Source organism: Amycolatopsis sp. NPDC114478 (assembly GCF_055633805.1).
This window is the reverse complement of the sequence record NZ_JBVKDO010000016.1, coordinates 1-14,035: the sequence shown is the minus strand read 5'-3', so window position 1 is coordinate 14,035 and position 14,035 is coordinate 1. Positions and strand designations below refer to the sequence as shown.

At 72.0% G+C, this 14,035-nt stretch carries 12 protein-coding genes and 1 rRNA gene; 2 read left to right on the top strand and 11 right to left on the bottom strand.

All coding sequences use genetic code 11. The features are described from left to right. The first annotated feature begins 122 nt into the window (after positions 1–122). Complete coding sequence (locus ACZ7OH_RS35255; RefSeq protein ID WP_470284808.1) at positions 123–1,826, top strand: glycosyl hydrolase family 18 protein; 1,704 nt, start codon at positions 123–125, stop codon at positions 1,824–1,826. A 3-nt stretch (positions 1,827–1,829) separates the two neighbouring features. Here the strand turns inward: ACZ7OH_RS35255 and ACZ7OH_RS35250 are convergent, their stop codons facing one another. The 4 genes from ACZ7OH_RS35250 to ACZ7OH_RS35235 form a co-directional block, all read right to left on the bottom strand. Further along, positions 1,830–2,780, bottom strand: a complete 951-nt coding sequence (locus ACZ7OH_RS35250; RefSeq protein ID WP_470284807.1) for a copper transporter — start codon at positions 2,778–2,780, stop codon at positions 1,830–1,832. After that, on the bottom strand, positions 2,777–3,961 hold the full coding sequence (steA, locus tag ACZ7OH_RS35245; RefSeq protein WP_470284806.1) for a putative cytokinetic ring protein SteA: 1,185 nt from the start codon (positions 3,959–3,961) through the stop codon (positions 2,777–2,779). The genes ACZ7OH_RS35250 and steA overlap by 4 nt, the downstream gene beginning before the upstream one ends. 88 nt (positions 3,962–4,049) lie before the next feature. Then, complete coding sequence (locus ACZ7OH_RS35240) at positions 4,050–5,225, bottom strand: DUF1266 domain-containing protein (protein ID WP_470284805.1); 1,176 nt, start codon at positions 5,223–5,225, stop codon at positions 4,050–4,052. Further along, positions 5,222–6,208 (bottom strand): zinc-binding alcohol dehydrogenase family protein, encoded by a 987-nt coding sequence (locus ACZ7OH_RS35235; protein ID WP_470284804.1) that lies wholly within the window; start codon positions 6,206–6,208, stop codon positions 5,222–5,224. Before ACZ7OH_RS35235 ends, ACZ7OH_RS35240 begins: the two co-directional genes overlap by 4 nt. Positions 6,209–6,274: 66 nt before the next feature. On the opposite strand from ACZ7OH_RS35235, the gene ACZ7OH_RS35230 reads away from it, so the two are divergent. Next, complete coding sequence (locus ACZ7OH_RS35230) at positions 6,275–6,721, top strand: MarR family winged helix-turn-helix transcriptional regulator (RefSeq protein ID WP_470284803.1); 447 nt, start codon at positions 6,275–6,277, stop codon at positions 6,719–6,721. 178 nt (positions 6,722–6,899) lie between these two features. Here ACZ7OH_RS35230 and recN read toward each other — a convergent pair whose 3' ends face one another. The 7 genes from recN to rrf all read right to left on the bottom strand — a co-directional run bounded on the left by recN (position 6,900) and on the right by rrf (position 13,911). Further along, positions 6,900–8,681, bottom strand: coding sequence for a DNA repair protein RecN (gene recN / locus ACZ7OH_RS35225; protein WP_470284802.1), 1,782 nt, complete (start codon positions 8,679–8,681; stop codon positions 6,900–6,902). Positions 8,682–8,768: 87 nt separating this feature from the next. Further along, positions 8,769–9,695 (bottom strand): NAD kinase, encoded by a 927-nt coding sequence (locus ACZ7OH_RS35220; protein ID WP_470284801.1) that lies wholly within the window; start codon positions 9,693–9,695, stop codon positions 8,769–8,771. Next, complete coding sequence (locus ACZ7OH_RS35215) at positions 9,692–10,519, bottom strand: TlyA family RNA methyltransferase (protein ID WP_470284800.1); 828 nt, start codon at positions 10,517–10,519, stop codon at positions 9,692–9,694. The genes ACZ7OH_RS35220 and ACZ7OH_RS35215 overlap by 4 nt, the downstream gene beginning before the upstream one ends. Before the next feature lie 5 nt (positions 10,520–10,524). Then, positions 10,525–10,722 carry a hypothetical protein gene (locus ACZ7OH_RS35210; RefSeq protein ID WP_043774930.1) on the bottom strand — a complete coding sequence of 66 codons (198 nt, stop codon included), beginning with the start codon at positions 10,720–10,722 and terminating at the stop codon, positions 10,525–10,527. A gap of 16 nt (positions 10,723–10,738) precedes the next feature. Beyond that, a complete protein-coding gene (locus tag ACZ7OH_RS35205) occupies positions 10,739–11,704 on the bottom strand; it encodes an HAD-IIA family hydrolase (RefSeq protein WP_470284799.1) in 966 nt (321 codons plus the stop codon). Further along, entirely contained in the window at positions 11,697–13,697 is a 2,001-nt protein-coding gene (locus ACZ7OH_RS35200) for a tetratricopeptide repeat protein (protein WP_470284798.1), read from the bottom strand. The genes ACZ7OH_RS35205 and ACZ7OH_RS35200 overlap by 8 nt, the downstream gene beginning before the upstream one ends. Positions 13,698–13,794: 97 nt before the next feature. Beyond that, positions 13,795–13,911 (bottom strand): 5S ribosomal RNA (gene rrf / locus ACZ7OH_RS35195). Positions 13,912–14,035 lie beyond the last annotated feature (124 nt).

Here is a 14,035-nt window from a genome sequence, read left to right as displayed (position 1 = left end):
GTCGTCTCCGCGCGCACATTCATGACCGGGGCCGGACCCGCTTCGTGAAGAACCGTCGCGTACGCCCTCTCCCGCGCCGTCGCGGCCGGGAGAGGGCCGTCCGCCTGCGCGAGGAGACGCCCATGCAGCGAAGATTCGCCCTGGTCGCCGCCGCGGCCGCCGCCGTCGTGATCGGCGGGCTGACCGTCGCCGGCCCGGCCGCGCCGGGCGCGGCCGCCGCGACCTCCGGCGGGGTCCGGATCGCCTACTACGACCAGTGGAGCATCTACCAGAACGCCTACTACCTGAAGAACGTCGACGCCATCGCCGGCAACCTCGACTACCTGCTCTACGACTTCGAGAACATCGATCCCGCGAACCTCACGTGCTTCGAGGCGACCAAGGCGACAACGCCGGATCCCGGCGGGGAAAGCGATCCCAACGCCGGGGACGGCGCCGAGGACCAGTTCGCCGACTACCAGAAGACGTTCGGCTCCGACATCAGCGTCGACGGCACCGCCGACACCTGGAACCAGCCCATCGCCGGCAACTTCCACCAGCTCCAGGAGCTGAAAGCCAAGCACCCGAACCTCAAGGTGCTGCTGTCGATCGGCGGCTGGACGTACTCGAAGTACTTCTCCGACGCCGCCGCGACCGACGCGTCCCGCAAGAAGTTCGTCAGCTCGTGCCTGGACATGTTCGTCAAGGGCAACATCCCGGCGTCGGGCGGCTACGGCGGCCCGGGCACCGCGGCCGGCATCTTCGACGGCATCGACATCGACTGGGAGTACCCGGGGTCGCCGACCGGGCACGTCGGCAACCACTACAGCGCCGCCGACACCGCGAACTACACCGCGCTGATGGCTGAGTTCCGCAGCGAGCTGGACGCGTTGGGCGGCAAGCACTACGCGCTCTCGGCCGCCCTGCCCGGCGGCCAGGACAAGATCGCGAAGATCCAGACCGACCGGATCGGCCAGTACCTGGACTTCGGCGACGCGATGACCTACGACATGCACGGCGCGTGGGACGCGACCGGGCCGACGAACTTCCAGGACCCGCTGTACTCGTCGCCGAACGACCCGTCCGGCACGATCCCGCCGGGCACCGAGAAGTACACGATCGATTCGGTGGTGAAGGACTACCTGCACGGCAACAGCGCGTACGGCATCGCCGGCGGCTTCCCGGCGGCCAAGCTGACGCTCGGCATCCCGTTCTACTACCGCGGCTGGACCGGCGTGCCCGCCGGGTCGAACCACGGCCTGTACCAGTCGGCCTCGGGCCCGTCGCCCGGGCACGCGTTGAGCGGCAACGTCCCCGGCGTCGCGATGTACAAGGAACTGTCCGGCGTCGTCGACAACCCGGCGGACACGTACTGGGACCCGGTCACGCAGTCGGCCTGGTTCTACGACGGGACGAACTTCTACGGCGGCTCGTCGGCGCAATCGGTCCGGGCGCGCACGGACTACATCCACTGCACGGGTCTCGGTGGCGCGATGATGTTCTCGCTCTACGACCTGGACCCGGGGTCGACGTTGTTCCACGCGGTGGTCGACGGTCTCGCGGCCTCGACGCCGAACTGCTCGGCCCCGCCGACCACGACACCCACCACCCCCACAACCCCGACAACTCCGACCACACCCACCACGCCCACGACTCCGACCACGCCCACCACTCCGCCGACGACGACCAGCACACCGCCGTCGGTCCCCGCGTGGGCACCGTGGACCGCGTATGCGGCCGGCGCCAAGGTGACCTACAACGGCGTCACGTACACGTGCCGCCAGGCGCACACGTCGCAGCCGGGCTGGGAACCGCCGAACGTCCCGGCGTTGTGGCTCGCGAGCTGAGCCTCAGTTCCCGTCGGGGTGGCTGACCCCGGGCGCGGGGGCCTGGGCGTTACCGGCGATGCCGTAGCGTCCAGCGCCCCCGTCGAGCTGTTCCTTCAGCGCCAGGATCGTGCTCACCCGGCCGGCCGAGCTGTCCACGTTGTCCACAGTGGACAGGATCGACGTCGCCGACGTGTCCGCGCGGACCACGCCCAGCGCGCCGGTGCCTTCGGCCGAACCGGCGTCGCCCGCGAGCACCGTGCCGGCGCCGGAGCGGTCGAGCTGCGTGGCGAACCGGGCGATCGTCGCCGCGCGGTCACCCGCGCCGTCGCCGGTCGCCTGCGCCCCGGTCAGCACGAGCGCCAGCTGCGCGGGCTTGACGTCCCCGCCCGCCTTGACGAACCCGCCGTCGGTGAGACCGCCGATCGCGGCCGCCAGCTCCTCACCCGAGGACTGCGGCTTCGCGGTGGTCTTGTCCAGCAGCAGTACCGAACCGAGCAGTGCGCCGGCGAGCGTGCCGGAGTCGCCCGCGGTCGGGAACTTCGAGCCGGCGGGCTGCAGCCGCGTGACGACGTCGCGCAGCTGGTCGGCCTTCCCCGGGTCGGCGAACGCGGACGTCAGCTGCACTTCGCCGGTCACCGACGCGCCGGCCTGGCCGACCAGCTGCTTGAGCGCGTCCCGGTCGGCCGGGCGCGCGTCCTCGGTGGTCACGAGCACCACCGACCGCTTGTCCAGCGCGCCCGCGACGACCTTCGGCCCCATCGAGCCGGCGAACGCGTCGGCGTCGGCCAGCCGGGCGTTGAGCGCGTTGCGCTGCGCCTCGAGGTCGGAGACCTGGCTGCCGAGGTCCTTCTTCTCCCCCGCGAGCCCCGACAGCAGCGTGCCGTTCAGCGCCGTCGAGCCGAGCACGACCCCGACAGCCAGCGCGAGGAAGCAGGCGGCGATGGAAACGACGTGGTAGCGCAGCGAAATCACGTGAACAATCCCTTGACCCAGGCGGCGAGCGAATTCCAGGTGTGCCGGAGCCAGTCCAGGTAGACCGAGCCGACGTCGGACACCAGCAGGGCCGCGGCGACCACCACGACCGCGGCGAGCACGAGCAGCACGACCGCGCCGATCGACACCCGGCTGCGGTGCAGCGTCGCCACCGCCTTCCCGTCGACGAGCTTCGTGCCGAGCTTCAGCCGGGTCAGGAACGTCGACGGGTTCGAGCCGGACCGGCCGTGGTCGAGGAACTCGCGCAGCGTCGCCTGGAAGCCGACCGTGACGACCAGGCTCGCGCCGTGCGCGTCGGCCAGCAGCAGCGCGAGGTCCTCGGCGTTGCCCGACGCGGGGAACGTCACCGCGCCGATGCCGAGGTCCTGGATCCGCTCGACACCGGGGGCGTGCCCGTCCGGCTGGGCGGGCACCACGACCTCGGCGCCCCCGCGCAGGGTGGCGGTGCCGATGCCGGTGGGGTCGCCGACGATGACGTCCGGGCGGTACCCCTGCACGCGCAGGGTGTCGGCGCCGGCGTCGACACCGATCAGCACCGGGCGGTGCTCGGCGACGTACTTCTTGAGCTTCTTGAGGTCTTCGGCGTGCCCGTTGCCGCCCGCGACGACCAGCACGTGCCGGTCGCGAAGGGCGACCTTCAGCTCCGGCACGCCGACGCCGTCGAGGATCAGCGTGCGCTCGCGGCGGAGGAACTCGATGGTGTTGGCCGAGAACGCCTCCAGCTGCGTCGACATCCCGGCCTTGGCCTCGATCATCTGGTCCGCGACGCTGTCGGCGGTCTGCTCGATCCCGGAGGCGACCTGGCGCTCGCCGACGTACACGAGGCCTTCGTGCAGCCGCAGCTTGGTGCCGTCCTTGATCGTGCGCAGCAGCTCGCCGCCGACCGAGTCGACCAGCGGGACGCCGGCGGCGATGAGGATTTCCGGCCCCAGGTTCGGGAACCGGCCGGAGATCGACGGCGACGCGTTGACCACGCCGGCCACCTCCGCCTCGACCAGGGCGTCGGCCGTCTGGCGGTCGAGGTCCAGCTGGTCGAGCACGACGATGTCGCCGGGACTGATCCGGCGCAGCAGCTCCCGGGTCCGGCGGTCCACGCGGGCGACGCCGGTGATCCCCGGGAGGGGTTCTTGGTTCCGCGTGAGCAAGCCGGTGAGCTTCATGTGGCCGATGGTGACAAATTTGCTCGTGGGACGATGCTCGCCACGCCGTAGCCCAGGTGACTCGTTGTGGTGACCTCCCCCGCACGGGTCAGGCGTCGGACTCCTCCGAGAGCGACCCGAAATCGAGGTTCACCCAGGGGCTGCCCGGGTCCTGAAGGAGCTGGTGGTGGACCCGCACGGCCGCCGGGTACCACTCGCCGAACTCGTCCTCCTCGGCGTGCAGGACGCGGCCCATCAGGTACCCGGCCGACAGGTCGGCCCATGACTGGTGGTAGCGGCGCGCCAGCGAACCCGCTTCGAGCACCATCAGCTCGGCGGTCAGCGCGTCGCAATAACCGGCCGCGAGCCCCCACCGCGCGATGTTGACCGCGCGGCCGACGTCCCACGAAAGCGCCGTCGTGACGAAGCCGTCCGCGTCGACCAGGCCGTCGGCCCGGAAGCGCTGTTCGCAGCGCGACACCCGGCGGACGGTGTGCCGCAGCTCCTCGGCCTGCTCGGCCGCGTCGTTCTCCGCGCACCACCGGTCGACCAGGTCCGCCCACGTCAGCGGGTCGAACTCGCCGCTGGTCAGCCCGTACTCGGCGGCGAACCGCAGGCGCAGCATGAGCACGAGGTTGCCCGGCGTCAGCGCGTAGCCGTCGCCGATCAGGTCGGCCATCGTCGCGCGCCAGGCCGGCGGGTCCGGCACGCCCCACCAGTCCCGCAGGCCCCGCACCTCGGCGACGTAGTCGTGGCGGCGCGCGTCGAGGACGTTCCACGGCGCCGCGTTGAGCACGGCCAGGTGCGCACCGCACGCCAGCGCGTGCGCGATCGGTCCTTCGAGGTGCCCGTACGGCGCGGTGATCAGCCGTTCGACCTGCTCCTCCAGCGGGACGACGTCGTCGTGGTGCGCGTCGAGCCACGGCTGCAGGGTCGCGCCGGCCAGCCGCCACTCGCCCCGGGTGCCGCGGTTGAACACGACCCGCTCGTGCCGGCCGACGCCGTCGACCGCCCAGTCCAGCGCGCCGCTCATGGCGACGACGTCCGGACCGAGGTCGGGCAGCGCGCCGCGGGTGAAGACCTGCAGGAACTCGTCGCCGCCGGTCTCGAAGTAGACGTTGGGGAACGTCTCCGCCCGCTCGTCGAGGATGCTGTGGGCGTCCACCCGCCGGATCGGGACGAAGAGCTCTTCCCCGGCGAGCAGGCCGAGGTAGCGGTCCAGGTCGCCGTCGCGGCGGGCGGCGGCCAGCTGGGCTTCGACGTCGGCGGGCGGCGGCAGGATCACGGGGCGGCTCCCTCCGCTCGGCCGGTCAGCACGACGAGCTTGCCCGCCGTCCGGTTGTGCTCCAAGTCGTCGTGCGCCTGCCGGATCTCCGTCATCGCGTACACCTTCGCCGGGCCGAGGCTCGTTTCGCCGGCGGCGATCCGGTCGAGGTGGCGCTGAAGGACGGAGGCGGGCAGGTCGTCCGCCTCACCACCATAAGCGGTCAACCGCACCCCGGCGGGAAGGTATCCGATCGGATAGAAGTTCGAGATCGTCCATTGGTTGGACAACATGCCGGCGAAGCAGACGGTGCCGTGCACGCGGGTGGCGTTCAGGGTGTCCGGCAGGGTCGGCGTCCCGACGAGTTCGAGGGCGGCGTCGACCCCCTCGGGCGCGATCTTCCGGACCTGGGTGGCGATGTCGCCGTCGTCGAGGAGCGGGTGGTCGACACCGTGGTCGCGCAGGGTCTGAAGCCGCTCTTGTTGGCGTGTGGTCGCGAAGACGGTGGCGCCGAGGTCCTTCGCCAGGGCAGCGGTGGCGAACCCGAGCGCGGACGTACCACCGCGGATCAGGAGCGTCTGGCCGTCCTTGAGGTCGAGCCCGGTGGTGAGCGAGCCGTACGCGGTCTGCAGCGTTTCGGGGACCTGGCCGAGGACCTCCCACGGCAGGTCGCTCCGGAACGGGATGACCTGGCTCTCCGGCACGAGGGTGTATTCGGCGTAGCCACCGTCGAAGGTGCGGCCCATCCCGCCCATCATGGTGGCGACCTGCTGCCCGGGTGCGAAACGACCACCGGCGTCGACGACCCCGACGGCCTCGATCCCGGGCACCCGCGGGAAGGTGACGCCGTCGGCCAGGCCGAGGCGGGTGTGCAGTTCGGACCGGTTGAGCCCGAACGCCTTGACGGCGATCCGCACCCAGCCGGGTTTCACCTCGGGCAGCGGAAGTTCTTTGAGTTCGAGGTTTTCGACGGGACCGGGTTCCCGGAGTACCACCGCGCGCATCCTGGGTCCTTTCTTCGCATGCGAACAGTCCGCACAACAACAGTCCGCGCGAGTAGTATTCCCGGCGTGAGCTTGTCCCACGAACACGACGCGGCCTGGCGGGGGTTCCTGCGCTCATCGGCGCTGCTGCTGAGGGTGCTGGACGCGGAGCTGCGAGCCGAGCACGGGATGCCGCACCGGACGTACGACGCGCTGGTCCAGCTGTCGGAGGCCCCGGACCGCCGGCTGCACATGAAGGAGCTGGCGGAGGCGCTGGTGCACAGCCCGAGCGGCTTGACGCGCGTGGTGGACGGCTTGGAGCGCGACGGCTACGCGCGGCGCGAGGTGGACCCGGCCAACCGCAGGTCGACGCTGGTGGTGCTGACCGACGAGGGTTTGGCGGCCTTGGAACGGGCCTGGCCGACCCACGTGCGCGGGGTACAGCGGCACTTCGCGGACCACGTGAGCCGTGAGCAGGCGCGAACGCTGGCGCAGGTGTTCGGCGCGATCAACGCCGACCTCGAGCGCCGCTAAGCCCCCGGCGCAGCCCCATCCCCCGGTGGCGCCCCAACCCAGCGGCCCAGTTCGGCCCCCGGGGCGGCCCCACCCCCCGGCGACATCCCAGCCCCGGCGGCCCAGCCCGGCCCTGGCCCGGCCCCAACCCCGGCGGCGCCCCAGTCCCGGGGCCCCGGCCCTCCGCCCGAAGAGCCGCCTACTTCTTCTTGCCCCGCTTGGGCTTCGGTGCCGGCTCGGCTTTGGCCTTCTCCGCCGTCGCCAGCAGCTCCTCCGCGTGCGCGCGGCCCGTCTCGGTGTCGTCCATGCCGGCGAGCATCCGGGCCAGCTCGTTGACCCGCTCGGTCTGGCTCAGGTTCTTCACGCCACTGCGCGTCACCCCGCCGCTGTGGCCCTTGTCCACCACCAGGTGCTGGTCCGCGAACGCCGCCACCTGCGGCAGGTGCGTCACCACCAGAACCTGGTGCGTCCGGGCCAACCGGGCCAGCCGCCGGCCGATCTCGACCGCCGCGCGGCCGCCGACCCCGGCGTCGACCTCGTCGAACACCAGCGTCTGGACCGTGTCCGCGTGCGCGAGCACCACCTCGATCGCCAGCATCACCCGCGACAGCTCACCGCCCGAGGCGGCCTTGTGGACCGGCAGCGGCGGCGCACCGTCGTGGGCGCGCAGCAGCAGCTCGACGTCGTCGACGCCGTCCGGCCCCGCGTGCACCGCGCGGCCGTCGAGGGGCAGCGCGTGCGTGTCGCCGTGCTCGGCCGGGCGCTGCTCGACCGTCACTTCGATCGCCGCCTGGCCCATCGCCAGCCCGGACAGCTCGCGCGTGATCTCCTCCGCCAGCGCGGCCGCGGCCTCGACGCGCGCCGCCGACACCTCGACCGCGTGCGAGGCCAGCTGCACCGCGAGCTGGTCGCGCCGCAGCGCGAGCTCGGCGAGCGCCTCCTCCGACGTGTCCATCGACTCGAGCCGGCGCCGGGCGTCGTCGGCCCAGGCGAGCACGCCGTCGACGTCCGCCGCGTACTTGCGGGTCAGCCGCTTCAGGTCGGCCTGGCGGGCGAGGACCTTCTCCAGCAGCGCCGGGTCGGCGTCCAGCGTCTCGACGTAGCTGCCCAGCTCCGACCCGACGTCGGTCAGCAGCGTCGACGCCTCCTCCAGCCGCGGCGCCAGCTCGCGCAGCACCGCGTCTTCGGACGTCGCAAGCCGCCGCAGCGCCTCGGAAACCATGCCCATCGCGCTCGGGGCGTCCGGGTCGCCGTCCGGCGAGCCCGACAACGCCAGGTGCGCCTCGGTCGCGGCCGCGCGCAGCTCGTCGGCCGCCGCGAGCCGCTTGATCTGCGCGGTGAGCTCGACGTCCTCGCCCGGCTCCGGCGCGACGGCGTCGATCTCGGTCAGCCCGTGCTTGAGCAGGTCGGCCTGCTGGGCCATCTCCCGCGACCGCGTCGACCGCTCGGTCAGCTCCGCGATCACCGCCAGCCACTCGGACCGGACCTCGCGGTACGCGGTCAGCGGCTTCGCCACCGCGTCGCCGGCGAACCGGTCGATCACGTCACGCTGTTCGCTCGGGCGCAGCAGCCGCAGCTGGTCGTTCTGCCCGTGCACCGCGATCAGCTGTTCGGACAGCTCCGCGAGCACGCCGACCGGCACCGACCGGCCACCCAGGTGGGCGCGTGAGCGCCCGTCGACCGCGACGGCCCGCAGCGCGATGACGCTGCCGTCCTCGTCGACGTCGGCACCCGACTCGGTGACGATCCGTTCGGCGCCTTCGACACCGGAATAGGTGAACCGCCCTTCCACGAACGCCTTGAGCATCCCCGTCCGGACTTTGGACACCTCGGCTCGGCCCCCGGACAGCAGGTGCAGCCCGGTGACGACCATGGTCTTCCCCGCACCCGTTTCACCGGTGACGACGGTGAAGCCCGCGTGCAGTTCCAGCAGGGCGTCCTCGATGACTCCGAGGCCCTGGATGCGCATCTCGGCCAGCACGCCGCCTACGGTAGCGGCCCCCACCGACACTCTGCGCGCGCGGGCACCCGGCGAGTCGCCGATATGTTCGAATGAATCGCCGAGTGGTCACTCGCAGGGGCGCGCGTGGCGCTCCCGCCAGCTCTTCACCGGCAGCGAAAACTTCTGCACGAGCCGATCGGTGAACGGGCCGTCCCACAGGCGGACCAGCCGCACCGGGGTCTTGCCGCACGTCACCCGCACGCGGGCCCCCGGCGGCAGCTCGATGAGCCGGCCGCCGTCGCAGGTCAGGACGGCGGGCGAGCCGTCGGGGTCGATCCCGACGGTGATCACCGAGTTCCGCGAGACGACGAGGGGCCGTGCGAACATCGCGTGCGCGTTGCTCGGCACGACCAGCAGCGCCTGGACGTCCGGCCAGATGATCGGGCCGCCCGCCGAGAACGCGTACGCCGTCGAACCGGTCGGTGTGGCGCACAGCACACCGTCGCAGCCGAACGCGGACACCGGGCGGCCGTCGACCTCGATCAGCGCGTCCAGGACCCGCTCGCGGGTGCTCTTCTCGACGCTGGCCTCGTTGAGCGCCCACTCGCGGGCGAGCTCTTCGCCGTCGTGGGTGACCGTGACGTCGATGGTCATCCGCGGTTCGACCTGGTAGTCGCCGTCGACCACGCGCTGCACGGTGTCGGCCAGCGCGTCCGAGTCGGCCTCGGCGAGGAAGCCGACGCGGCCGAGGTTGACGCCGAGCACCGGCACGCCGGCCGGGCGGGCCAGCTCGGCCGCGCGCAGCAGCGTGCCGTCGCCGCCGAGGACGAAGACGAGCTCGACCCCTTCGGCGGGGTTGTCGTCCGGGTCCACGACGGTGCACGTCGCCCCGACGCCGTGCTCGTCGGGGTTGATCAGCGCGCAGACGTCTTGCTCGATCACCCGGATCCGGATGCCGGCCTTGGCGAAGCGCGCCGAAACCTCGCGCGCGGCCTCGCCCGTCGCTTCGCGATCGGGGTGCACCATGAGGAGCACTTCACGTTCGGTGGTCATGCGGGCCCTTCCTCGACGGCGGTTCGGACGAGCCGCTCGGCCTCAGACCTGTCTACCGCGTCCACAGTGGACTCGGCCACGTGTTCTTTCTTCAGCCACACGAAGTACTCGACGTTCCCGGACGGCCCGGGCAGCGGGCTCGCGGTGACGCCGCGCAGCGCGAGCCCGAGCTTCGCGGCCTCGTCGATGACCGCGAGCACCGATTCGGCGCGCAGTTCGGGGTCGCGGACGACGCCACCGCTGCCGAGCCGGTCTTTGCCCACTTCGAACTGCGGTTTCACCATCGGCACGAGGTCGCCGCCTTCGCGCGCGCAGGCGGCGAGCGCAGGCAGCACGAGCTTCAGCGAAATGAACGAGAGATCCCCGACGACGACGTCGACCTGGCCGCCGAGGTCTTCGGGAGAGAGGTTGCGAACGTTGGTGCGGTCCATGACCACTACCCGGTCGTCGGTGCGGATCCGCCAGTCGAGCAGGCCGCGGCCCACGTCGGCGGCGATCACGGTCGCGGCGCCGTTGCGGAGCAGGACGTCGGTGAAGCCGCCGGTGGACGCGCCGGCGTCGAGGCAGCGCTTGCCCTCGACGCTGAGGTCCCTGAACGCTTCCAGGGCGCCGAGCAGCTTGTGCGCGCCGCGGGAGGCCCAGCCGGGGTCGTCCTCGTCCCTGACGACGATGGGCGCGTCGGACTCCACACCGGTGGCGGGCTTGCTGGCCACCATGCCGCGCACGGTGACCTTGCCGCCGGTGATCAGGGCCGAGGCCTGCTCGCGCGACCGGGCGAGGCCGCGCCGGACCAGCTCCGCGTCGAGGCGCGCCCGCTTGGGCACCGCGGTCAGACCTTGTCGATGCTGGAGAGGGCGACCGTCAGCTCGGTGTGCACGGCGTCGAACCGCTCGACGTGCTCCGCGAGCGGCAGCGCGTCGAGGTCGTCCAGCCCGGCGACGGCTTCGTCGATGCCGGCGCGCGGGTCGGTCTGCTGCGAGAACGAACCGGGCGGCGGGCCCGGGACGGGGTAGGGATGATCCTGCACGTTACGACGGTAGCAGTCAGCGCAGCCGGGCCTTCGCGTCCTCGCCGAGTTCGGTGACGCCGGTCTCCCAGGCCACGTGGCACAGCGCGCGGAGCAGGTCCAGGGCGTCGCCGTCGCCCTTCGCCGTGAGGGTGCCGTGCTCGACGGTCACGGTCCAGCCCGGGCGAGGGCCGATCTTCAGGTCGTCGGCCGACTCGGTGAGCGCGGTGAGGTCCTTCGCGAGGTACGTGGCGCGCTGGGCCGGGACGGCCTCGATCAGCTGCTCCGGCGTCGCGACGCCGGAGAGGACGACCAGCGAGTCCATGCCCGCGGCGACCGCGCCGGCGATGTCGGTGTCCAGCCGGTCGCCGACGACCAGGGGCCGCTCCGCGCCCGCCGACCGCGCGGCGGTCTCGAACAGCAGCGGCTCCGGCTTCCCGGCGACGAGCGGCTCGACGTCGGTGGCGGTGCGCAGCGCGGCGACCATCGCGCCGTTGCCGGGCAGCAGCCCGCGCTCGGTGGGCAGGGTGGCGTCGACGTTGCAGGCCACCCAGAGCGCGCCGGCGCGGATGGCCAGGCAGGCTTCGGCCAGCGCGGCCCAGGTGTTGTCGGGCGAGTGGCCCTGGACGACGGCTTGGACGCTCGGGGCGTTCTCGCGGACGGCTTCGAGGCCGGCTCCGGTGACTTCGGCGGCGAGGGACTCGGTGCCGACGACCAGGACCTCGGCGCCGGGCTCGAGCCGTTCCTTCAGCAGCTGCACGCCCGCTTGGGCGCTGGTGTGCACCTCACCGGCGTCGGCGGGCATGCCGAGGCCGGTGAGGTGGTCGACGACCTCGGCCGGGGCCTTGGACGCGTTGTTCGTGACGAACCGGACCGGTGTGCCGTGCTCACGCGCGGCCCGCACCGTCTCCGGGGCGCCCGGGATCACCCGGGTGCCGTGGTAGACGGTGCCGTCGAGGTCGAACAGGACCGCGTCGTAGGCCGCGAGCAGGGCGTCACTCATCCGAGTCTTCGGTGTCCTTCTTCTCGTTCGCCAGTTCCGCCGCGCGTTCCGCGGCGTCGGTCTCGTCCTCGGCGTCGGCCTCGGCGGAGTTGAGGAACCACTGGACGGCCTCGTCCTTGCGGCCGGCGGCCACGAGGTTGTCGGCGTAGGCGTAGAAGAGGCGAGCGCTCCACGGGTCGCGCTTCTCGGCCTTGAGGTCGTCACCCTGCAGCGAGACGACGGCGGCGTCGAGCTGCCCCAAGTCCCGCCGCGCGCCGGCCGCGACGATGGCGAGCTCGACCTGGACGGCCTTCGCCAGCTTCGTGGTGTCGGCTTCCTTCGCGAGGTCGAGGGCGCGCTCGGGCCGGCCCAGCGCACGCTCGGCATCGGCGATGATGGCGATGTGGTCGTCGCTACGCGTCATCCGCCGGACGGCCCGCAGTTCGGAGAGGGCTTCCGACCAGTTGCCGGCGTGGTAGGCGACGAGGCCGAGCGCTTCCCGCACGATCGGCACGCGCGAGGCCTTGGCCTTGGCGTACTTGGCGTGCTCGAGCGCGGCTTCCGGATCGGAGTCGATCAGGCCCCCGGCGGCGACGAGGTGCTTCCCGACGGTCTCGGCCAGGCCCTTGGGCAGGGTCCGCAGCTCGCGGCGGGCCTCCTCGTCGAGGTCGGAGAACTCGATGTCCTCGGGGAGTTCCGGGGCTTCGAGGAGCTCCCTGGCGAGGGCCTCGTCGTCGAGAGGACCCCCGACGCGCGGCTGCGGGTCGCGACGGGGCCGGTCACGCCGGGTGTCGTCGCGCCGGCTGTCGTCCCGCTTGAAGCCGCCGGTGCGGGGGCCGCGGTCGTCGTCGCGCCGCTGGTAACTGCCGCGGTCTTCACGTTTGAAGCCGCCGGTCTGGCCACCGCGGTCATCGCGACGGTCGGAACCACCGCGGTCATCGCGACGCTGGTAGCTGCCACGGTCTTCGCGCTTGAACCCGCCGGTCTGGCCACCGCGATCGTCGCGACGGTCGGAACCACTGCGATCATCCCGCTTGAAACCGCCGGTGCGCGCACCGCGATCGTCGTCGCGCCGCTGGTAGCCGCCGCGGTCCTCGCGCTTGAAGCCACCAGTCCGGCTGCCGCGGTCGTCGTCGCGGCGCTGGTAGCTGCCGCGGGAGTCGGAGCTGCCACGGCTCCGGTCGTCGTCGCGGCGCTGGTAGCTACCGCGCGAGTCCGAGCTACTACGGCCGCGATCGTCGTCGCGCCGCTGGTAACTGCCACGCGAGTCCGAGCTACTACGGCCGCGATCGTCGTCGCGCCGCTGGTAACTGCCACGCGAGTCCGAACTGCCGCGCCCGCGGTCGTCGTCGCGGCGCTGGTAACCACCGCGCGAATCCGAACTACTACGGCCGCGGTCGTCGTCCCGGCGCTGGTAGCTGCCGCGGGAGTCCGAACTGCCACGGCTACGGTCGTCGTCGCGGCGCTGGTAGCCGCCGCCGCGCGAGTCCGAGCCGGGGCGGCTGCTGCGGTCCTCCCAGCGCGGCTTGCGATCGCCGTACGAGGACTTGCCCTGGGGGCGGCCGCCGCGGTCGTCCTGACCTCGGCTCGAGTTCTCGGAGCGCCCGCCGGAGCGGTTGCTGTCGCGGTCCTCGTACCGGCCACCGCCGGAACGGCTCGGGCCGCCCGAATACCGGCTGCTGCCGCCCGGCCGGCCGCCGGAGTCGCGGCCACCGTCGCGGAAGCTGCCGCGACGGTCGTCGCGGTCGCTCGTACCACGGCCCTGACCTGCGTATCCTCCGCGCTGGTCGCGGGGACCGTCGCTGCCGCGGAACGGCTTGCCGCCGCCGCGGACCCCGCGGTCGTCACGGCGAGGCCGGCCCTGGTGACCGCTGTCGCGGCCGCCGCGGTCCTGCTTCGCGCCACCGCGCTGGTTCCCCCGGGGTTCGTCCGATCGGCCCCGGGAGCCTTCGTCCCGGCGTGCCGACCGGCCGGACCCATCATCCGCTGAGTCTCGTCGACCGAACTCGGACACCTGGCCTCCTGCCATGAAAAAAATCTTGTTCCGGACATACACGTACGGCCCGCTAGGGCAGCCAACTGGCTATCCTAACGGGCCGTACGTAAGGTAAGTTCGGCGGTGTCCTACTCTCCCACAACCCTTCGGTTGCAGTACCATCGGCGCTGTCAGGCTTAGCTTCCGGGTTCGGAATGGGACCGGGCGTTTCCCTGACGCTAAAACCACCGAAACACTCCGAAACAACACACACCGTCACCGGCGTGGTGTTTCAGAACCGTAGAGTGGATGCGCAACATCTTCGTAGACAAGTCCTCGGCCTATTAGTACCAGTCAACTCGACAACACATTACTGT